Source organism: Streptomyces hygroscopicus (genome assembly GCF_026168105.1).
GTDB lineage: Bacteria > Actinomycetota > Actinomycetes > Streptomycetales > Streptomycetaceae > Streptomyces > Streptomyces hygroscopicus_D.
Window position 1 is genome coordinate 201,572 of sequence record NZ_LBMW01000004.1, and the last position, 17,303, is coordinate 218,874.

The following is a 17,303-nucleotide window of genomic DNA, read 5'->3' on the forward strand; positions in this document are numbered from 1 at the left end:
CGGCGGCGTGTCCGAGATCCCCCCGCTCCGCGCCGCCACCCAGGGCCGCCAGCCCCGGACCACCCCCCGGCTGGGGCTGGCGGCCCACCCATCAGCACACCCAAGAGAGGGTCACATGAGCCCCGATAGCACCACAAAGCCCACTGGCCCGCTGCGTTGCACCCGCTGCGGCGACGAGGTCGGCCCGTTCGTCCCCGCCGCCGGCCTGTGCGAGGACTGCGAGCCCGAGGCGGAACTGCTCAGCGCGCTGGAAGACGGCGGCTGGCTGGGCGACAACGCGCGCCGCCTCATCGACGCATACGCAGCCGCCGTGCTCCGCCGCGCAACGGAAAGGGCGGCAGAGTGACCGCCGCGGTGGAGGTGGAGGCGCCGAAGGTCGTCGACGGCCTGTCCGCCGAGGCCTACCACGCGGACAAGACCTCGATCTCGTCGTCCGGGCTGCGCGCCCTGCTCGCCCCCGGCTGCCCCGCCCAGTTCAAATACGACCGCGACAACCCCCCGGCGCCGAAGCGCGAGTTCGACCTCGGGCACGCCGCACACCGCCTGGTGCTCGGCGAGGGCGAGGAGCTGGAGCCGCTCAACTTCGACAACTACCTCACCAAGGCAGCCAAAGCGGCCCGCGACGAAGCCCGCGAAGCCGGCGCCGTCCCGCTCCTCGCTCACGAGTGGGAACAGGTGCAGGCGATGGCCGAAGCCATCCGCCAGCACCCGATCGCCGGCCCACTGTTCGCCCCGGGCACGGGCCGTGCCGAACTCTCCCTGTACTGGACCGACCCGGCCACTGGCATCCGCTGCCGAGTGCGCCCGGACTGGCTGAAGGAGATGCCCGGCCTGGCCCTGGCCGTCGACTACAAGTCCTGCCGCGACGCCAGCCCCGACGCCATCTCCCGAGCGATCCGCGACCACTCGTACCACCAGCAAGACGCCATGTACGTCGACGGGATCTGGGCGGTGCTCAAGCCGCTGGACGTCCGCTTCATCTTCGTCTTCCAGAGCAAGACGGCGCCGTACCTCGTGACGGTCCGCGAACTCGCCGACCAGGACCGCGACATCGGTCGCGCCCGCAACGAACGCGCCCTGCGCCTCTACGCCGACTGCATCGCCAACGACGAGTGGCCCGACTGGACCGGGCCCGTCGACCAGATCCCCCAGATCGGAATGCCGACCTGGGACACCCTCCGACAAGCAGAGGAATACCTGAAGTGACCAGCAACGAAATCGCCCAGCGCGACGAGCAGCAGGCCGTCGCCACAACCGAACAGACCAACATCCTGCCCGCCCCGGCACCGAGCGCCGGAACCACCGCCCTCATGCAGTGGGCGCAGGAAGCCAGCCTCGCCTACGACATGGCGCAGAAACTCGCCGCCACCTCGTTCGTCCCGCAGTCCCTGCGCGGCAAGCCCGGCGACATCGCCGCCGCGATCCTCGCTGGCAGCGAGCTCGGGCTGAAGCCGATGGCGACGCTGAAGTCCATCGACATCATCCAGGGCACACCCGCCCTGAGGGCCCACGCCATGCGGGCCATCGTCCAGCAGCAGGGCCACGAAATCGAGCTGGTGGAGTCCACCGACACCCGCTGCGTCATGCGAGGCCGCCGCAAGGACTCGGATGCCTGGCAGACCGTCGAGTGGGTCATCGACCGCGCCCGGCTCATGGGGCTCCTCGGCAAGGACCAGTGGAAGAAGAACCCGAAGGGAATGCTCGTCGCCCGCGCCACCGGCGAACTGTCCCGCCTGATCGCCTCCGACGCCCTCCACGGCATGGCCTACGTGTCCGAGGAGCTCGAAGGCGTCACCCACGCCGAGGTCATGTCGGTCGGAGGAACCGAGTTCCGGACCAAGGCGCCTCTGTCCGTCGCGGCGCTGACCAACCCGCCGACACCGGCCGGGGTTCAGCGGACCGTGCCCGCCCCGGCCGACGAGCCCGCCTACAGCGTCGCCCGCGACGACCAGCCCGCGGCCGGCGACTGGGACCAGGACGCCATCGACGACTCCGTCGACTGGCAGCCCGAGGACGGTGCCGCATGAGCATCGACCACCGCGCCGAAGCCGAGAAGCACCTCGCCACGGCCGACCGCCACCTCACCGAGAACAAGCAGGACATGCGGATCGCCGAGGTCTCCGCCTGGATCGGGCAGGGCCACGCCGCCCTCGCCGCGAACACGGTCAACGAGGACCTGCGAGAGGCCAACGAAGAGCTGCGCACCCGACTCCACTCCACGCGCCGCTGGGTGGCCGGGCACATCGCGCACGCCCTCGTGTGCAGCGACCGTGTCCGCCGACGCGAGGCGATCGACCTCGCCAAGGGGCTCGACTCCGCCGACGCGAACATCGACGACCTCGTCGACGAGCACCTCAGCGACGACGGCTACGACCCGAAAGCCATCTGGAAGGGCCCGTACATCGCAGCCCCGGCCGCCGACGCGTGGGCGGCGAAGCCGGACACCACCGGCGAAGTCCCTGACATATTCCGCCAGATCATCGTCGCTCGTCTCGCCGAAATGCTCCTCGCCCCCGGCTCGGACGAAGTCCGCCAGTGGGCCCGCAACATCACGTTCGAGCTGAAGAGCGAAGGCGTCGACCTCACCGGCGACATCGAGAAGCGGATCACCGACCTCGCCCTCGGACCCGACCCGTCCGAGCCCCCGTTCTAGCCCGCACACGCGAACGGCCGCCCGCGGGCGAATCGCGGGCGGCCACCCCAAGGAGACCACATCATGCGCCACTTCCTCCGCCAGCTGCTCGACGCGCTGGCCCACCGCGGCCCCGGCGACGACCTCCCCACCCGCTCCGAGACGGCCCTGCGGACGGCGTTCACGGCGCTCGCCGACCGCTACGACGAGGCAGCCGACAAGACCACGGACGACGCGGCGGCCGCCCACATCCGGCGGACGACCCGCGACATCCGCACCATCCTCCGCGTCGACCGCCTGCCCCTGTACCTGCTGACCGGCGCCGAACTCGCCGTCACCACACCCGCACACGCCGACGAGGAGGCCACCCGATGAAGGTTTCGCTCTGCAAGCACAGCTTCCCCTGCCAGCCCCCGCACGGCTCGATCTTCCGGCCCGGCGACTGCACCGGATGCGGCATCACCTACAACCAGCACGAGGCCGAACTCCGCCGCCAGGAAGAGGCCCTGATCGTCGGCAGCAGCCGCGACGGCCAGTGCCCCGACTGCAACCGCCAGAAGCGACTCTTCCGCTGGCAGCCGCCCGCCCAGCCCTGGGACGAGCCCGGCGTCGAGAAGCCCGTCACGTTCCTGTGCATGGACTGCTACAACGCCGCCGTCGACGCCAACAACACGATGGTCGAAAGCCTCTTCGAGGAGGCGGCCCGGTGAGCCACATCCAGCCCGCGTTCGACGGCACCGAGATGGTCGCGTCCGCGCCCGCGAAGATCCGCCGCATAGTCGACGACTACGAGGCGTGGGTCACCGAAGTGTGGGACGCGTTCGTCGAAGCCGCCGACACCCGCGAGCCGTTCACCGTCGCCGAGATCGCCGCGGCCAAGAACCTGCCCGACCCGCCGCACCCCAAGTCCCAGTGGGGGAGTCTGCCCGGCCGTCTGCAGGACGCGGGCATCATCCGCCACCACGACTACGGCGGCAGCGTCCGCGCCCACCAATCCCTCGTCCACGTGTGGATCGGTGTCCCCGCCCCGCTGCGGGAAATGGTCGCCGCCCGCCGCCGCGAAGAGCGCGCCGCCCGACGCGCTGCCCGCGCTCTCGAGCGGAGGGCCGCCGCATGATCGCCCGCCTCGAGCACCAGCCGCTGCACCGCCTGTACCTGCTCCTCGTCGCCACCGGAACCATCACCGGCGCCCTCATCGCCGCCGCCACCTGCGTCCACGACTGGGCGTGTGGGAGGCAACCGTGAGCATCCTCGCCATCCCCGCCACCGTGCTCGTCCTCACCGCCGTCCGCTACGTCTACCGGCGCTGGCAATACGGGAGGCGGACGTGACCAACCTCGAGTTCGTCGACGCCTGCATCACCGGCTTCCTCACCTGCGGAGCCGCCAGCGTCGCACTCCTCGCCACCGGCGCCGCCACGTTCATCGTCGCCGCCGGATACCGCACCGGCAACGCCATCGGCCGCCGCGCCCGCCGCATCCCCGCCGCACCCGACAACCAGCCCGGCACCGACCCGCACCTGCTGTGGGAATGCCGCCGCATCGAAGCCCAACCCCTCGCAGTCCGGAAGGAGGACACCCCGTGACCCAGATGCGCGAACGCCCCTTCATCGCCGCCCACGCCCGCGAACAGCGCCTCACCTTCACCCCACCCGCAACCGAAACCGAGTTCAGCACCCGACGCATCGACTGGTACGCCGTCGAACGCGCCATCAGCGGCGACCACCCCCGGCCCCACCTCAACGCCGACGAAATCCGCGAAGCCGCCCTCTGGCTGCGCAGCCACGGCATGCCACGCGCCACCGTCTCCGTCCACCTCTCCGTCTACGAGCGACTCGTGAAGGACTGGGAAGCCGACGCCGGAATGCTCGACCCCGACCAGCTGTGCACCACCACCGGCTGCCGAAAGGCAAGGGCCGGCCGCGGACTGTGCACCACCCACCTCACCGCCGAACGACAGTGGCGGCGCGCCCTCACCGAAGCCCTGGGGGTCGCCGCATGACCGTCAACGACTGGCGCCACCACGCAGCGTGCCTCGACCACGACCCGGAGTTGTTCTTCCCCGTCGGCGACACCGGCCAAGCCCACCTGCAAGCCGAGGACGCCAAGCAGATCTGCCGCACCTGCCCCGTCATCGAACAGTGCGCCCAATGGGCCATCGACAACCGCATGGAAAACGGCGTCTGGGGCGGCCTCGACGAGACCCAACTCCGCAACATCCGACGCCACCGCACCCCCGTCACCCGGCGCACGCCTGCCCGCTGCGGCACCCGCCCCGGCTACAAACGCCACCTGCGCGAACACACCCCCATCTGCCAGCCCTGCGCCGACGCCAACCGCGCCTACGGCAACCAGCGCGCCCAGCGGGAGAAGACGGCCAAGGCCGGACTGGAGGCCGCAGCATGACCTGGACCCTCCCGCCCCGCGTCCCGAACGGCTACACCATCCTCGACGTCTGCTGCAAGCAGGGCATGGCCTCCTACGGCTACTACCTCGCCGGCTTCGACGTCGTCGGCGTGGACCGGGAACCGCAGCCCCGCTACCCGTTCCCCTTCATCCAAGCCGACCTGCGCGACCTCGACCCGGAGTGGATCGCCCAGAACTTCAACGCCTCAGCGTGGAGCCCGCCCTGCTGGGAGCACTCCGACCTGAAGCACCGCACCGGCCTCGACTACGAGGACTTCATCCCCGAAGCCCGCGAGATCGCCGAGGCCACCGGCCTCCCCTACGTGATCGAGAACGTCGAGGGCGCACCCCTGAAGAACCCCATCACCCTCTGCGGAACGATGTTCGACGGCCTGCGGGTGAGCCGGCACCGCATCTTCGAGTCGCCGCTCCCGCTGTACGCGCCCCGCCCATGCCCGAAGCGGCACCCACTGCACTACACCCTCGACAAGCGAAAGGCCCACTACGGGCAGCTCGACGAGTGGACGGACTTCGTCCAGGTCACCGGCGGCGGCAACTGCTCGAAGGCCGCAGCCGAAGACGCTATGGGTGTCCCGGCCGGATGGATGACGAAGGACGGCCTCAACCAGGGCGTGCCGCCCGCCTACACCCAGTGGATCGGGGAGCAGCTCACCGACCACCTGCAGGCCGCACTGGGGGTGGCCGCATGACCCGGGAACGCAAAGCAGAGATCCGACGCATCGCCCACGACCGTGCGGCCCGCGAACTGAGCGCGGTCATCGACACGGAAATGGCCGAACGCCTCTTCGCCGACGAGGACGAACGCGAGGAGTTCGAGCTCCAGATGCTCCGCATCATCCGCGCCCTCGAAGCCAAGGGCCGGTGACGCCATGACCGCTGACGCCTACCTCGTCCTCCGCTGCGACGCAGACGACGAGACCGAGACGGACGGCCGTTGCTGCGCAGAGGGCAGCTGGCCGGTCCGGTTCGAGCCGCACACGCACCAGCACCTGCGCCGGCTGCTGAAGGAGCGCCGCGGCTGGCGACGAACCCGAGACGGGCGCGACCTGTGCCCCGACCACGCCAGCGATGACCAGCCCGCCGCCTGAGCCGCGGCCCGCCCCGCACACACCACGCACAAGCCCCGCGCACACGGCGCGGGGCGGAGGGAGGAGGAGACAGATGTCGCTAGGTCTCAAGCGACTCGAGGCGAGCACGGTCATCGAGGGCCTGCTTGTAGAACTCGGGCGTCACCAGGTACGCCGTGCGCTCCCCCCGCTCCTTGAAGGCGCCGGTCTTCTTTCCCCAGGCCACCTCGCGGATGAGTGCGGTCAGCGACGCGCGGGCCTTGGTCATCGAAACCTCAGCCACACCGTCCTCGGCGATCTCAATGCCCTGGTCAACAGCCATGGCCAGAGTGTAAGTCATTGCCAATCCTTCCAATCTTTCCAACCTTTAAAGTAGTATGGCAGTACGCCGGACGGACCACCAGCCCGAGCAGAAAGACACCACGCCCATGGCTAGGCGCTTCTTCTCCCGACAGCAGCGAGCCCACCTGTACCGGCGTGCAAAAGGCCGCTGCGAATCCTGCAACGCGCTCCTCAGCGACGGCTGGCACGCCGACCACGACACCCCCTGGACCAAGGGCGGACCGACCCAAGTCCAGAACGGCCGCGCCCTCTGCCCCGCCTGCAACCTCACCAAAGGATCAGCCTTGACCTACACGGACACCTTCGACCCGCGCCCCTTTCAGGCCGACGTCATCGAAGCCATCTTCGACGGGTTCGCCACCGGCCGCCGCGTCACCATCGCCCTCGGCACACCCGGCACCGGCAAGACCCTCACCTACCAAGCCGCAGCAACGCATCTTCTGCGGCAGGGGCTCATCGACTACCTGGCTGTGTTCGTTCCCCGCGTCAGCCTGGCCCGGCAGTGCGAAACGTCATGGATGGCCCAAGACCGGGAGACGCGAGAACTCCGCGGACTGCACACGCTGTTCGATGCGAAGTCCCGTTTCGGGAAGATCCGACACAGTGACGCTCGACCGCCCCTGACGCAGCCCGGCGCAGGCGGAACCGGCTTCGTCTCCACCTACACCGCCCTCGCTACCGACCCCGCAACCTTCCTCGACTGGGCCGAGGAACACCGTGGCCGCTTCCTGCTCGTCGCCGACGAGGCGCAGTTCTGCGGAGCCGACGATGGCAGCGGAGGAGGAACCCGCGCCGGCGCCCTCGTCAAGGAGATGCACGAGTACTCCGCCCACACCGTGCTGCTCACCGGAACGCCATACCGAGCCGACGGCCGGCCGCTCGTCCTCGCCGACTACACCGAGCCCAGTGAGTCCGGCAAGCAGCAGCTCGTCCGCCACGCCGAGGCCACCTACGCCGACGGCATCGACGGGGAGTACCTGCGCCGCTTCGAGATGCTGCTGCACGAGGGGAGTGTGACCGAGACCGACGTCGGCCGACAGTGGTCCGTCGAGTACCAGATCTCCAGCCTTGAGTCGAACCTTCAGCCGACACTCCGCCTGCCCACCACCTGGCAGCCGATGGCAGACCTGGTCGTCCAGAGCGTCCGAGAGAAACAGGTCCTCAACTCGGCATACCGCGGCCTGATCTCCTGCATGGAGAAGAAGGACGCCGAGGCCGTCACGAACTATCTGCGGGCCACTTACCCGGGCCTGCGGGTCCATATCGCCGTGTCGTCCGACGGCAAGGCCGCTCAGGACACCCTGCAGAACTTCAAGACCCACCCGGCCGACATCCTCGTCACGGTCCGCATGGCGTTCATCGGCTACGACTGCAAGCCGATCACCGTCGTCGGCGTGCTCACCCACTACCGCGACCCGGGCCACCTGATGCAACTCGTCGGGCGCGGCCTACGTGTGTGGGAGGAAGAGCCGTTCGACGAGCAGACGTGCCGCATCATCGCCCCAGACGACCGAAAGATGCAGGACTTTCTCGACCAATTGCGCGAGCAGCAGGACGAAGGACTACGCCGCCGCCAGGAACGAACCCAGGATCAGGACGACTCCGACAGGAAGTCTGCGGACCGCGACCAGCTGACGTTCATCGAGTCCACCCGGATGACGACGGTTCGGGCCGTCAGCAATGACGCCGAGGTCGAACATGACGAGCGGCTGCTGATCGAGTCCCTGAAGCACCGGTGGGGCGTCGTCGCGGACGTCACCAGCCTGGCCGGCCTCCTGGAGGACTACGGGAGCCGGGCGAAGGTGGTGACGCACGACGCTGTGTCCGTCGAGTTCCCGCAGCAGTCCGCGCCGGAAACGGCTGTGCCGACGGTTGCACTGACGGACAAGCAGCAGATCGAGGAGCTGAACCGTCAGGTCGTCGAGGAGATCAAGGCGTACCTGGCGGACCGCGGTATCACTGGCGGTCGGCCTGACTACGGGATGTACATGGGGAAGGCCACCAAGCGTGTGAACAAGGCGGCAGGGTTCTCTGCTGGCGACGTCCGAACGGTCGCGGACGCCGAGGCTCGCCTCCGGGCGGTCACGGCAATCCGGGGGCAGTCGTGACCCGGATGGTGTCTGGCGGCGATCTGACGCCAGAGCAGCGCCGCGTGCACCGGGTGGAGCACATCCTCCGTAGAGACGGGGGCTCGCCGGGGAGTGCACTGGAGGGACTGGCTGCGATCGTCGAGGACGAGACCTGGCGCAAGGTCCCGTCCGGGCCCAGCCGTCCGGAGCCGTTCACGTCGTTCCGACGGTTCGTGGAGGCCAATCCTCCGTTCGGGCTGGGCTACTCGATCAAGCAGCTTCGGGCGCTTCTCCAGCTCCAGCACCCCGGGGAGGGTGCGACGGAGATTCGAGAGCGCATGGAGGCGATGCGGGCGGAGGTGGCCCGGTTGATCGCCGAGGACGTCATTCCCGCGCAGAACGTTGGCCGCCCCGAGGCTACCTCAAATGTTCATGCCACGAACATTAACCGATCGGACTCCAGCGAGTACGTGGTCGCGCGCTTGAAGCGTGATGACCCGGACCTCGCCGAGCGCGTCGTCAACGGCGAGATCACCGCGAACGCTGCCGCCCGCCAGAAGGGTTGGCGCAAACCCCGCGTCGTCCTTACCTCGCCCGAATCCATCGCCACCGCCCTGCGCCGACACCTCGGACCGGACGACATCGCCGCCCTGATCCGGCTTCTCCTCAACGAGCCCTGACGGAACCCGGGGCCGTCCGCGGCGGCCCCGCCCCTCCCCTGATCAGCACAACTTTAAGGAACCCGATGCCGCGCATCCGCACTGTGAAACCCGAGTTCTGGGAGGACGAACTCCTCGGCGTCATGCCGCGGGACGCCCGGCTGCTCTTCATCGCCACGTTCAACATGGCAGACGACGAGGGGATCCTGCGCTGGACGCCGGCCTACATCAAAGCCCAGGCGTTCATGTACGACGACGATCTGACGCTCAAGGACGTCGACCAGCTCATGCAGTGCCTCGCCGACACGGGACTCGTCTTCCCGTTCATCGGGGGAGTGGCCCGGCAGCAGATGGCGCTGGTCGTCAACTTCCGTAAGCACCAGCGGATCAACCGGCCGCAGAAGAGCAAGCTGCCGCCGCCGTCGCTGGGCAACTACAAGGCCCGTGAGATGTACGCGCGGCGGGACGGCTGGACGTGCCAGCTGTGCTGCGGTGAGATCCCGCGGCGGATCGTCGTCAACGATGACCACAACCTTGCGATCGATCACATCCGCCCGGTGGCTGCCGGAGGCACGGACCACCCGTCCAACGTCCGTGCAGCGCACCAGGTGTGCGAGAGGGCCCGACGCCACTCGCCGGACGGGGAGGAGTTCATTCCGCCTGCCGGACTGGCAGGCATTGAGGATTCACTGAATGAGTCACTGAACCGTTCACTGAATGGTTCAGTGAACGAATATTACGCAGAGTCGAACTCTGAACCTGTCATGGATGCGGACAGTGAGATTTCTTCACTGAACCATTCACTGACGGAAGGGAAAGGAAAGGAAGGGAACAGGGAAGGGAAGGGAACCCCCCCAACCCCCCGGCAGTCGTCCGGCAGCCCCACCGTCACGCAGACGGGCGAGAGGGCAATCGAAGACCGGATGACCGACGCCTTCCTCGAGCGGTACCTCCCCGGCAACGCCTACAACAAGCGCCAGGTCCGCAAGGTCATCGCCGACACCCTCGCCAACGGCACCGACTCGGGCGAGCTCTGGCGCGCCCTCGAGCGACTCGGCTCCCTCTCGAAGCCCGTCAGCGCCGGAACCCTCCAGTTCGCCTTCTCGGAGATCCGGCAAGCCCAGAACGCCAGCAACGTCATCGCCCTGTCCTCCGGCCAGCCCCTGTCCGGCACCGACGCCAAGGTCGCCGGCTGGGCAGCCATCGCCGCCCAACTCGCCGAGCAAGGAGACTCCGCGTGAATCCGACCGAGGCAGCCGAACTCCTCGGCCACGCCGCCGCATTCGACAACCGCACCCCGTCCGCTGCTGCTGCTGTGGCTTGGGCTGCAGCCCTCGAGGACGTTCCGCTCGACACGGATGCCAAGGCGGCGGTCGCCATGTACTACCGGACCCCGCCGCAGAACCCGAACGAACGCCTGTGGATCCTGCCGCATCACGTCCGCACGCTGCGCACGAAGATCCGCAACGCCCGACTGGAGAACTTCCAGTACGAGCCGCTGCCGGACGAGACGGTGCCGGAGTACCTGGCCCGGCTCCGCGGGCAGACGGCTGCGATTGCGTCTGGCCGCGTTCCGGCGCCCACGACTCCGCTGGCGCTCACGGGCGGCCCGCACAAGGACGTGGCGAAGGCCCTCGAGGGGCTCGGCCGTCAGGTTCCGGACTCCGATGAGGAGTTGCTCGCCGACACGGTGCGCCGCGCGGGCCCGCTGGGTGTCGAGTGTCCGACGTGCCAGGCGGCGATAGGCCGGCCGTGCAAGACGCCGGGCGGCAACGACCGGCAGCCGCTGGGCAAACCGCGCACCAGTCCGCACAGCGCCCGCGTGCGCGCAGCCAGCGGTGAGGCGGAGCAGACCGCCGAGCAGCGTGCCGCGGAGGAGCAGCGGGTTCGCGAGATGTCCCGTCGGGCGCTCGAGCGGCTCGAGGACGAGATCCCCGACGCGGAGATCGTCGATGAGGGGGCCGCGTCGTGAGCGACGCCCAGATCCCGCAGGACGACGGAATCCAGATCGACGACGTGAAGGCCGTCCGCCGCGAAGGCCCGAGCGAGTTGCGGGCCTTGTTGCGGGCGCAGATCGCGATTGGCCGGTCGCGCCGTGACGACAAGCCGAAGCCGGTGATTCCGCCGCCGCCCGGTCACCGTCCCGGCGTGTGGCCGACCGGTTCGAGTCCGCCGGGTCCGCCGCCGGATTGGCGGATCCCGAAGCCCGTCTGGGATGCGGCGGTCCGGCACTACCGCAACGAAGAGCACAACCCCGACCAGCCCTGCGACTGCGGCAACTGCCCGCCAGAGGAGACCCGATGACGTACCGCCAGTCGGATCACGGGACCGAGCAGGCCGCCCGGATGATCGCCCGCGTCCGCGAGCACCTTACGGCCGCCGAGATCAGCGACCTGATCGGCACCCGGCACGAGCCGTGGGAGCGCGACTGGTACGCGGCCTACGCCCACAACAACCCGGCGCTGATCTCCGGCAGCTACCTGCGCGACGCCATCGAGGCGTACATCGACCCCGGCCCCGACCCCAAAGGCAAGTCCGCCTGCACCGAAGACCTCAACGCCGCCAAGGAGGCAACCCGATGACCGCCCGTTACGGCGCTCCGATGCCGCAGTCGATCCGCCACCAGTTGCGTGCCACCCACCATCCGGCGCGTGCCGTGCCGTGCCCGCACTGCGGGGCTGCCGCTCACAAGCCGTGCCGTCTGCGCACGACGGGCCGGCTTCTGCCGCAGCCGCATCCGCAGCGCGTGTCCGCCTGGGCGCAGTTGTCGGCGTGCTGCCCGGAGTGCCAGGTCGAGCCCGGCTGCCCCTGCCACGACGAGGGCCGCGCCCGCAGCACCGTCCACGCCCGCCGCTACACCGAAGCCGAGGAGACCGCCGCATGAAGGTCCGCGCCGACGTCGCCGAGCTCCTCCGTCAGGGCTTCAACAACACCGAGATCGCCGAACAGACCGGCCTGCACAAGCGGACCATCGCGCAGGCCCGTCACCGGCTCGGCCTGCCGAACGCCAAGCGGCGGCGCAAGCCGACGAACCTCGAGCGCCTGTACCTCGAGGCCGTACCGACCGGGCGGGTCAAGGACTGGAAGCCCCCAACCGGCCGCATGCCCTTGTCGCCGGCCCAGCAGCGCGCCAACCGGGAGCGGCTACTTGCTGCACTCCGCGGCGACGCCGCTTGACGGGCCGCTGATCCCACAAGCCGCCCGCCCCTGCACGACGACCGCACCGAACAGCCACAGCGGCCACAGCGCCGCACGACCACCAACCACCGAAGGAGCACCCGATGACCGATCAGACCCCGCTCACCGACCAGCAGCTCGACGAGATCGACGCCCGCGCCAAGGCCGCCACCCCCGGCCCGTGGTGCACCGACAGTTGGGAGATCTACCAAGGCACCGAGTACGAGGCAGGCGCCGAGTGGATCGGCGAGACCTGCCGTGGCCGCGTGGAAGGCCTGGCGCAGGACCGTGCTGACGCCGCGTTCGTGGCCGCCGCCCGGACCGACGTGCCGCAGCTCGTCGCCGAAGTCCGCCGCCTCCGCGCCCGGGTTGCCGAGCTGGAGCGCCCGGCCGTCGAGAAGCGGCGCAACGAGATCCGCCAGTCCTTCGTCGTGCTGGCCGCCCAGTGCGAGCAGGACCGCGACTACGAAGGCGCCTTCAACGTCGAGTGCCAGCTCCGGGAGCGTGAGGAGCAGTGGAAGGCCGAGGACGCCGCCAACCAGCCCACCGCCCGGTCGGCCGAGCCGGACACGCTGCCCGCGTGGCTGTACCAGCGGTTCATGGCGGCTGGGGACGGCTGGGAGAACCTCGACGCCGACCAGCGGGCGTACTGGGAGCACCAGGCCAGTGCTGTGCGCCGCGCGGTCGCCCGGAACGGCTTCAAGACCGCGGAGGACACCGCCGCCCGCCCCGCCCCGTCCGCTTGAGCCGCGCTTCGACGGTCGCCGCCTCCCACCTCACCGGTGCGGGCCGGGACGACACCACCCCACCACCAGCGAAAGGACCCGATTGTGACCCAGCAGGAGCCCACCACGTACCGCGTCGAGTTCGGCCCGGCGTGGCCCGTGCCGCCGATCACCATCGACTTCACCGACCGCGACGCCGCTGCCCGCCAGATCGCTGAGCACGCCATCCCGCACCTGCGCCCGGTCCTTGCCGAGAAGGGGCGCCCCGAGCTGGCGGACTGCTTCTTCCACTTCGACGAGGACGGGGAGTTCGGGCAGTTCGTCTACTTCGACCTCGCGGGCGGCAAGGGCGCCCGCTTCTGCCCGGCCCGGCTCACGGCCGTCGAGGACGTGGACGACGACGTCTGCGGCGACCTCAACGACGACGAGGTTTGCACCCTCGAGCCCGGTCACGACGGCGACCACCTCAACGGCTACGCCACCGTCGGCTGGCCCAACGCCGCCACCCCGTGACCCCGCTGCACGGCTGCCCTCCTGTTGGAGCCAGGAGGGCGGCCGGCCCGACCACCACATCACGAAGGAGCCGACCATGACCACCGACCCGCAGCGCCCCGAAGTCGATGACCCCCGCGTCCTCGCTCTCGCCAAGGCCCGCCAGCAGCTCGCCTACGAGAACCCGTTCAACGCGGTCTGCCCGCCGTGGGAAGGCCTCACTGAGAAGGAGCAGCACCTGTCGTTGCTCGACGCGCGCAGCTACCTGCACGCCGCCATCAAGGCCGGGCTCGCCGCCGTGTCTGCCCCGGTGCAGCCGCCTACACGGGCCGACGACGACCGCCGCGACCGGTACGCGCAGGCCATCCGGGACAGCAACGGCACACCCGAGGCGCTTGCGTGGTGGAAGGCGCACCCGCAGCTGATCCCGGCCGCCGTGTACGCCGATGCCGCCATGGCCTTGGCAGACGCCGAGCAGGCCGCGACGCGGGCCGACGTCCTCCGGGAGTTCCTGTCGCAGCTCGACGAGCGGCTGCTCGGCTGCTGCGAGGAGTGCAACGCCTGCGCGGCGATCGCCCGCGATCTGGCTGCCGAACTGGCAGGCGAGGAGCAGCCCGCCACCGAGGCGCAGCCGCCCCACCACCGCTGGTACGTCGAGACCCGCGACGGGGTTGCGGACCAGTGGGCGCCCGGCTGGCGGTTCACCGACCGGGCCGAAGCCGTCGACCGCTACCAGACCGTGACCGCGAACTTCCCGACGTGGAAGGACGGCACGCCCGTGCAGCGGCGGTTCGTGCGGGAGACGACCACGTACACCGTCGAGGAGCCCACGTGATCGCCGAGTTGGCGTCCGCCGCGTTCGTGTTCGCGTTCGCGGCGGGCCTCGCCGCCCCGTCCACGGCCCCGTCGCGGGGTTGTAGGCGGCCGTCGTGGGCTTGTGGGCGGGTCCGGGCCCGACGGCACGCCCGGAGGCGAGTTCGGGGCTCTACGGGGCACCTGAGGCCGTCCCGGGTCCGGGAGTCGTTCAGGGCCGCCGCCGTCGACGCTCCGCCCGCCTGAGGCCCGTCGCGGCCCCTGAAGCCGCCTCAGACGCCCTCAAGGGCCGTTCCGCGACTCTCGGCCGCCGGAGTCGCTCCCAGGCCCTCACAGAGCCGTACAGCCAATCCGCACCGACCCACATGGAGCAAGCCGTGACCGACCAGCCCTGCCCCTTCTGCGAGATCAACCTCGGCCGCGCGCCCGCCACGTTCGTGCATGAGTGGTCCGACACCATCGCGATCGTCCCGCTCAATCCCGTCGTGGACGGGCACACCCTCGTCATCCCCAAGCTGCACGTCCGCGACTTCGCGAGCGACCCGGCCGTCTCCGCAGACACGATGCGCCGAGCCGCGCAGCTCATGCAGCGGATGGACCGCCCCATGAACCTGATCACCTCGCGCGGCAGGGAAGCGACCCAGTCCGTCTTCCACCTGCACCTACACCTCGTGCCCCGCGCGGAGAACGACGGCCTGGCGCTGCCCTGGTACAGCGGGCGCCGCAAGACGGGAGCGCACTGATGACCGCCCGACAGCCCGTCCCCGCTATCGACTGGACCGACGTCTGCGGCGACACCCAACCCGACCCCACCCCGGAGATGCGGTCCGCGGAACGCCGGGACCTCTGGGGCTGCGGGCTCACCGCCGACCAAATGCACCACATGACCACCGTGACACCAAAACCGGAGTACCTGTGAACGACCAGCCGTTGCCCTCGATCCACATGCACGACGTCGCAGGCTTCTGCCCCGCCTGCGGACACCCCACCCTGTACGTCGGCGCGGGCGGACACCTCGTGTGCTCGCTCATGGACTGCCCGAAGCCGGAAGCCGCCGACCAGCTGCTGCACGGCGACGCGCCGGGGCCGGAGGAGACGGACACCACCCAGCCCGTCGTCACCGTGCACGCCGCGCCCAACCTCAGCCCCGCCGCCGAGGAGGCACTCGGCGCGCTCGTCAACGTCGCGAAGCAATGGGCATCCTGCGACTTCGAGCACCCGCACCCCGAGCACCCGTGCGGCAGGCGCGTTCCCCAGCCGCACGCCGCGCCCGTGTCCCGGGCCGACGAGGACGGCGCCGCCAGCGCGCCCAAGCCGTTCTTCGAGGTCGGTAAGGTCTACGAGTCCAAGAACGGGCCGCGTTGGGAGATCCGATTCCAGCGGGAAGGGATCGCCCACTTCCATCCCGTTCGCGTCGACCGTGACTCGACAGGCCTCCTCCACGCCTACGGCAAGCTGAGCCTGGACGACGACCACATGTGGACCACAATGGGCCGTCACGAGTTCGGCGCATGGGAGCTCGCCGACCGCACCCACTACCCCTACCGGGACGGCGACGTGACCGTCCTCGGCCCGGAAGTCTTTGCCAGCAGCGACCGCACGACGATCAGCTGGCGGGGGGCGGTGTACGTGCTGCAGGACTTCCCGGCGCCGACCGGCGGACCCGTGCCGTCCACGGACAGGCCCACACCCGAAGAGCGGACACGCCTCGCCACCTGGAAGCAGCGACAGGAAGCGACCGAACGCAGCGCACCGACCGCCGTGCACAGCTGCGGCCAGACACCGCACACGATGGACTGCGTGACCACCCTCGCCGCCGCCGAATCCGCCCCGGCAGCGACTGAAGCGACCGACGGGTGGACGCAGAACGAAGACGGCACCTGGACGTGGACGTGGACGGCCCCGAAGGACGGCAACGTCACCGGCTTCCACCTCTGCTCGCACTGCCCCCACGACGACACAGCGACCGCCCCGGCAGCGACTGAAGCGGCCGGCCGCCCGGACACGATCACAGACCCGGCGTGGCTCCGCGAGCAGTACGCGGCCGTGATCCGACGCTGGTGGGACGCAGACGACGGTGGCGCTGAAGAGATCGCCGACGCCGTGATGCGCGTCCGCGACCGCCACCTGCAGCAGCTCCGGCAACGCCTCGCCCTCGCCGACAGCCTCCACCAGAAGCAGCTCGACGGGAAGGAGCAGCCCGGTGCCTGAGCGGCAGATCCACATGCAGATAGACCCGGAGTTCGCCCAGCTCCTCGCCCTGTACACGCGTACCGGCGAAACCGTCCGCACTGCCCTCAAGAAGGGGCTGAAGACCCGGGCCATGCTCGACGGGCTCCTCGACGCAAACGGGAAGCCGAAACGCGGCGGCGGCAGACCCGCACGGAGGCCGCAGTGAGCGCGCCGACGATCGCCCAGCTCCGCAATCTCGCCGACCGCGCCGACCGCGGCCAGTTGACCCCCGCCGAAGTCGCCCGGCTCCGCGCCGGCATCGACCGCTTCGCCGCCGAGCACAAGCCCGCACCGCCACCCCGGATCGGTACAGCCGGCCGCCGCCTGAAGAACCTCAAGCAAAGACTGCTGAGGCTCCACGCCCCGATGATCCGCGGCGGCATCGAGATCTGCCGGGAGTGCTCCGGCTGGGACGGCTTTCGCTGCCGCGGCCTTGTCACCCCGCACCCCTGCCCAACCATCGACGCCATCGACATGCAGCGCCGCCGGGACGCCGCGTGACCGACCCGATCGGTCGCCTGAACGAGATCGCCGCCCGCTGGGAACACGGCCACCCCGAGCTCACCAGCGGCTGCGCACTCTGCCATGCGGAATGGGCCGAAGTATGGGACGTGCTGCACGGGCCGTCCGCCATCATGAATCCACCCAGCCCGCCGAAGGAGCCGTGAC

31 protein-coding genes and 1 pseudogene are annotated in these 17,303 nt (G+C 69.9%); 31 read left to right on the top strand and 1 reads right to left on the bottom strand.

The window, feature by feature from the left end:
- The first annotated feature begins 115 nt into the window (after window positions 1–115).
- The 14 genes and pseudogenes from AAW14_RS06335 to AAW14_RS06400 all read left to right on the top strand — a co-directional run bounded on the left by AAW14_RS06335 (window position 116) and on the right by AAW14_RS06400 (window position 6,146).
- Window positions 116–346, top strand: coding sequence for a hypothetical protein (locus AAW14_RS06335; protein ID WP_265560736.1), 231 nt, complete (start codon window positions 116–118; stop codon window positions 344–346).
- Window positions 343–1,206, top strand: a complete 864-nt coding sequence (locus AAW14_RS06340; protein ID WP_265560738.1) for a PD-(D/E)XK nuclease-like domain-containing protein — start codon at window positions 343–345, stop codon at window positions 1,204–1,206. The genes AAW14_RS06335 and AAW14_RS06340 overlap by 4 nt, the downstream gene beginning before the upstream one ends.
- Window positions 1,203–2,027 (top strand): hypothetical protein, encoded by an 825-nt coding sequence (locus AAW14_RS06345; RefSeq protein WP_265560740.1) that lies wholly within the window; start codon window positions 1,203–1,205, stop codon window positions 2,025–2,027. Before AAW14_RS06340 ends, AAW14_RS06345 begins: the two co-directional genes overlap by 4 nt.
- Window positions 2,024–2,653, top strand: coding sequence for a hypothetical protein (locus AAW14_RS06350; RefSeq protein ID WP_265560742.1), 630 nt, complete (start codon window positions 2,024–2,026; stop codon window positions 2,651–2,653). The genes AAW14_RS06345 and AAW14_RS06350 overlap by 4 nt, the downstream gene beginning before the upstream one ends.
- A 63-nt stretch (window positions 2,654–2,716) precedes the next feature.
- The gene (locus tag AAW14_RS06355) at window positions 2,717–3,007 is read left to right on the top strand and encodes a hypothetical protein (RefSeq protein WP_265560744.1); all 291 of its coding nucleotides are present in this window, start codon (window positions 2,717–2,719) and stop codon (window positions 3,005–3,007) included.
- Window positions 3,004–3,342 carry a hypothetical protein gene (locus tag AAW14_RS06360; RefSeq protein ID WP_265560745.1) on the top strand — a complete coding sequence of 113 codons (339 nt, stop codon included), beginning with the start codon at window positions 3,004–3,006 and terminating at the stop codon, window positions 3,340–3,342. The genes AAW14_RS06355 and AAW14_RS06360 overlap by 4 nt, the downstream gene beginning before the upstream one ends.
- Window positions 3,339–3,749: a hypothetical protein gene (locus AAW14_RS06365; RefSeq protein ID WP_265560747.1), complete on the top strand. Its 411-nt coding sequence runs from the start codon at window positions 3,339–3,341 to the stop codon at window positions 3,747–3,749. The genes AAW14_RS06360 and AAW14_RS06365 overlap by 4 nt, the downstream gene beginning before the upstream one ends.
- Window positions 3,746–3,877, top strand: a complete 132-nt coding sequence (locus AAW14_RS06370) for a hypothetical protein (protein ID WP_265560749.1) — start codon at window positions 3,746–3,748, stop codon at window positions 3,875–3,877. The genes AAW14_RS06365 and AAW14_RS06370 overlap by 4 nt, the downstream gene beginning before the upstream one ends.
- Before the next feature lie 82 nt (window positions 3,878–3,959).
- The gene (locus tag AAW14_RS06375; RefSeq protein ID WP_265560751.1) at window positions 3,960–4,217 is read left to right on the top strand and encodes a hypothetical protein; all 258 of its coding nucleotides are present in this window, start codon (window positions 3,960–3,962) and stop codon (window positions 4,215–4,217) included.
- Entirely contained in the window at window positions 4,214–4,633 is a 420-nt protein-coding gene (locus tag AAW14_RS06380; RefSeq protein ID WP_265560753.1) for a hypothetical protein, read from the top strand. The genes AAW14_RS06375 and AAW14_RS06380 overlap by 4 nt, the downstream gene beginning before the upstream one ends.
- A pseudogene (locus AAW14_RS06385) lies at window positions 4,630–4,857 on the top strand (WhiB family transcriptional regulator); the annotation flags it as partial. The gene AAW14_RS06380 and the pseudogene AAW14_RS06385, both read left to right, overlap by 4 nt.
- Before the next feature lie 176 nt (window positions 4,858–5,033).
- Window positions 5,034–5,747 carry an SAM-dependent methyltransferase gene (locus tag AAW14_RS06390; protein WP_265560756.1) on the top strand — a complete coding sequence of 238 codons (714 nt, stop codon included), beginning with the start codon at window positions 5,034–5,036 and terminating at the stop codon, window positions 5,745–5,747.
- Window positions 5,744–5,923: a hypothetical protein gene (locus AAW14_RS06395; protein WP_265560758.1), complete on the top strand. Its 180-nt coding sequence runs from the start codon at window positions 5,744–5,746 to the stop codon at window positions 5,921–5,923. Before AAW14_RS06390 ends, AAW14_RS06395 begins: the two co-directional genes overlap by 4 nt.
- A gap of 4 nt (window positions 5,924–5,927) precedes the next feature.
- Window positions 5,928–6,146 carry a hypothetical protein gene (locus AAW14_RS06400; protein ID WP_265560760.1) on the top strand — a complete coding sequence of 73 codons (219 nt, stop codon included), beginning with the start codon at window positions 5,928–5,930 and terminating at the stop codon, window positions 6,144–6,146.
- Window positions 6,147–6,225: 79 nt separating this feature from the next.
- On the opposite strand, the gene AAW14_RS06405 is transcribed toward AAW14_RS06400, so the two are convergent.
- Window positions 6,226–6,447 (bottom strand): hypothetical protein, encoded by a 222-nt coding sequence (locus AAW14_RS06405; protein WP_265560762.1) that lies wholly within the window; start codon window positions 6,445–6,447, stop codon window positions 6,226–6,228.
- A 106-nt stretch (window positions 6,448–6,553) separates the two neighbouring features.
- Here AAW14_RS06405 and AAW14_RS06410 point away from each other — a divergent pair, with 106 nt between their 5' ends.
- From AAW14_RS06410 to AAW14_RS06490, 17 genes are all read left to right on the top strand, one after another.
- Window positions 6,554–8,575: an HNH endonuclease gene (locus AAW14_RS06410; protein ID WP_265560764.1), complete on the top strand. Its 2,022-nt coding sequence runs from the start codon at window positions 6,554–6,556 to the stop codon at window positions 8,573–8,575.
- Window positions 8,572–9,216 carry a hypothetical protein gene (locus AAW14_RS06415; protein ID WP_265560766.1) on the top strand — a complete coding sequence of 215 codons (645 nt, stop codon included), beginning with the start codon at window positions 8,572–8,574 and terminating at the stop codon, window positions 9,214–9,216. The genes AAW14_RS06410 and AAW14_RS06415 overlap by 4 nt, the downstream gene beginning before the upstream one ends.
- A gap of 65 nt (window positions 9,217–9,281) precedes the next feature.
- The gene (locus AAW14_RS06420) at window positions 9,282–10,436 is read left to right on the top strand and encodes an HNH endonuclease (RefSeq protein WP_265560768.1); all 1,155 of its coding nucleotides are present in this window, start codon (window positions 9,282–9,284) and stop codon (window positions 10,434–10,436) included.
- Window positions 10,433–11,167 carry a hypothetical protein gene (locus tag AAW14_RS06425; RefSeq protein WP_265560770.1) on the top strand — a complete coding sequence of 245 codons (735 nt, stop codon included), beginning with the start codon at window positions 10,433–10,435 and terminating at the stop codon, window positions 11,165–11,167. Before AAW14_RS06420 ends, AAW14_RS06425 begins: the two co-directional genes overlap by 4 nt.
- A complete protein-coding gene (locus AAW14_RS06430) occupies window positions 11,164–11,499 on the top strand; it encodes a hypothetical protein (protein WP_265560773.1) in 336 nt (111 codons plus the stop codon). Before AAW14_RS06425 ends, AAW14_RS06430 begins: the two co-directional genes overlap by 4 nt.
- Window positions 11,496–11,777, top strand: a complete 282-nt coding sequence (locus AAW14_RS06435) for a hypothetical protein (RefSeq protein WP_265560775.1) — start codon at window positions 11,496–11,498, stop codon at window positions 11,775–11,777. Before AAW14_RS06430 ends, AAW14_RS06435 begins: the two co-directional genes overlap by 4 nt.
- Window positions 11,774–12,079 carry a hypothetical protein gene (locus tag AAW14_RS06440; protein ID WP_265560776.1) on the top strand — a complete coding sequence of 102 codons (306 nt, stop codon included), beginning with the start codon at window positions 11,774–11,776 and terminating at the stop codon, window positions 12,077–12,079. Before AAW14_RS06435 ends, AAW14_RS06440 begins: the two co-directional genes overlap by 4 nt.
- A complete protein-coding gene (locus AAW14_RS06445) occupies window positions 12,076–12,372 on the top strand; it encodes a helix-turn-helix domain-containing protein (protein ID WP_265560778.1) in 297 nt (98 codons plus the stop codon). Before AAW14_RS06440 ends, AAW14_RS06445 begins: the two co-directional genes overlap by 4 nt.
- A gap of 104 nt (window positions 12,373–12,476) precedes the next feature.
- On the top strand, window positions 12,477–13,118 hold the full coding sequence (locus tag AAW14_RS06450) for a hypothetical protein (protein WP_265560780.1): 642 nt from the start codon (window positions 12,477–12,479) through the stop codon (window positions 13,116–13,118).
- Between the two features lie 84 nt (window positions 13,119–13,202).
- Window positions 13,203–13,610 carry a hypothetical protein gene (locus AAW14_RS06455; protein ID WP_265560782.1) on the top strand — a complete coding sequence of 136 codons (408 nt, stop codon included), beginning with the start codon at window positions 13,203–13,205 and terminating at the stop codon, window positions 13,608–13,610.
- A gap of 76 nt (window positions 13,611–13,686) precedes the next feature.
- The gene (locus AAW14_RS06460; RefSeq protein ID WP_265560784.1) at window positions 13,687–14,424 is read left to right on the top strand and encodes a hypothetical protein; all 738 of its coding nucleotides are present in this window, start codon (window positions 13,687–13,689) and stop codon (window positions 14,422–14,424) included.
- A 355-nt stretch (window positions 14,425–14,779) separates the two neighbouring features.
- Complete coding sequence (locus tag AAW14_RS06465) at window positions 14,780–15,145, top strand: HIT family protein (RefSeq protein WP_265560786.1); 366 nt, start codon at window positions 14,780–14,782, stop codon at window positions 15,143–15,145.
- The gene (locus AAW14_RS06470; protein ID WP_265560788.1) at window positions 15,145–15,321 is read left to right on the top strand and encodes a hypothetical protein; all 177 of its coding nucleotides are present in this window, start codon (window positions 15,145–15,147) and stop codon (window positions 15,319–15,321) included. The genes AAW14_RS06465 and AAW14_RS06470 overlap by 1 nt, the downstream gene beginning before the upstream one ends.
- 26 nt (window positions 15,322–15,347) lie before the next feature.
- Entirely contained in the window at window positions 15,348–16,613 is a 1,266-nt protein-coding gene (locus tag AAW14_RS06475; RefSeq protein WP_265560790.1) for a DUF6085 family protein, read from the top strand.
- Entirely contained in the window at window positions 16,606–16,800 is a 195-nt protein-coding gene (locus AAW14_RS06480) for a hypothetical protein (RefSeq protein ID WP_265560792.1), read from the top strand. Before AAW14_RS06475 ends, AAW14_RS06480 begins: the two co-directional genes overlap by 8 nt.
- Window positions 16,797–17,135 carry a hypothetical protein gene (locus tag AAW14_RS06485; protein ID WP_265560794.1) on the top strand — a complete coding sequence of 113 codons (339 nt, stop codon included), beginning with the start codon at window positions 16,797–16,799 and terminating at the stop codon, window positions 17,133–17,135. Before AAW14_RS06480 ends, AAW14_RS06485 begins: the two co-directional genes overlap by 4 nt.
- The gene (locus AAW14_RS06490) at window positions 17,132–17,302 is read left to right on the top strand and encodes a hypothetical protein (RefSeq protein WP_265560796.1); all 171 of its coding nucleotides are present in this window, start codon (window positions 17,132–17,134) and stop codon (window positions 17,300–17,302) included. Before AAW14_RS06485 ends, AAW14_RS06490 begins: the two co-directional genes overlap by 4 nt.
- The last annotated feature ends 1 nt before the right edge of the window (window position 17,303 follow it).

Coding starts and splice junctions, on each gene's coding strand:
- AAW14_RS06335 (WP_265560736.1), top strand. CDS start 116: ATGAGCCCCGATAGCACCACAAAGCCCACTGGCCCGCTGCGTTGCACC.
- AAW14_RS06350 (WP_265560742.1), top strand. CDS start 2,024: ATGAGCATCGACCACCGCGCCGAAGCCGAGAAGCACCTCGCCACGGCC.
- AAW14_RS06355 (WP_265560744.1), top strand. CDS start 2,717: ATGCGCCACTTCCTCCGCCAGCTGCTCGACGCGCTGGCCCACCGCGGC.
- AAW14_RS06360 (WP_265560745.1), top strand. CDS start 3,004: ATGAAGGTTTCGCTCTGCAAGCACAGCTTCCCCTGCCAGCCCCCGCAC.
- AAW14_RS06370 (WP_265560749.1), top strand. CDS start 3,746: ATGATCGCCCGCCTCGAGCACCAGCCGCTGCACCGCCTGTACCTGCTC.
- AAW14_RS06390 (WP_265560756.1), top strand. CDS start 5,034: ATGACCTGGACCCTCCCGCCCCGCGTCCCGAACGGCTACACCATCCTC.
- AAW14_RS06395 (WP_265560758.1), top strand. CDS start 5,744: ATGACCCGGGAACGCAAAGCAGAGATCCGACGCATCGCCCACGACCGT.
- AAW14_RS06400 (WP_265560760.1), top strand. CDS start 5,928: ATGACCGCTGACGCCTACCTCGTCCTCCGCTGCGACGCAGACGACGAG.
- AAW14_RS06405 (WP_265560762.1), bottom strand. CDS start 6,447: ATGGCTGTTGACCAGGGCATTGAGATCGCCGAGGACGGTGTGGCTGAG.
- AAW14_RS06410 (WP_265560764.1), top strand. CDS start 6,554: ATGGCTAGGCGCTTCTTCTCCCGACAGCAGCGAGCCCACCTGTACCGG.
- AAW14_RS06420 (WP_265560768.1), top strand. CDS start 9,282: ATGCCGCGCATCCGCACTGTGAAACCCGAGTTCTGGGAGGACGAACTC.
- AAW14_RS06435 (WP_265560775.1), top strand. CDS start 11,496: ATGACGTACCGCCAGTCGGATCACGGGACCGAGCAGGCCGCCCGGATG.
- AAW14_RS06440 (WP_265560776.1), top strand. CDS start 11,774: ATGACCGCCCGTTACGGCGCTCCGATGCCGCAGTCGATCCGCCACCAG.
- AAW14_RS06445 (WP_265560778.1), top strand. CDS start 12,076: ATGAAGGTCCGCGCCGACGTCGCCGAGCTCCTCCGTCAGGGCTTCAAC.
- AAW14_RS06450 (WP_265560780.1), top strand. CDS start 12,477: ATGACCGATCAGACCCCGCTCACCGACCAGCAGCTCGACGAGATCGAC.
- AAW14_RS06460 (WP_265560784.1), top strand. CDS start 13,687: ATGACCACCGACCCGCAGCGCCCCGAAGTCGATGACCCCCGCGTCCTC.
- AAW14_RS06470 (WP_265560788.1), top strand. CDS start 15,145: ATGACCGCCCGACAGCCCGTCCCCGCTATCGACTGGACCGACGTCTGC.
- AAW14_RS06475 (WP_265560790.1), top strand. CDS start 15,348: ATGCACGACGTCGCAGGCTTCTGCCCCGCCTGCGGACACCCCACCCTG.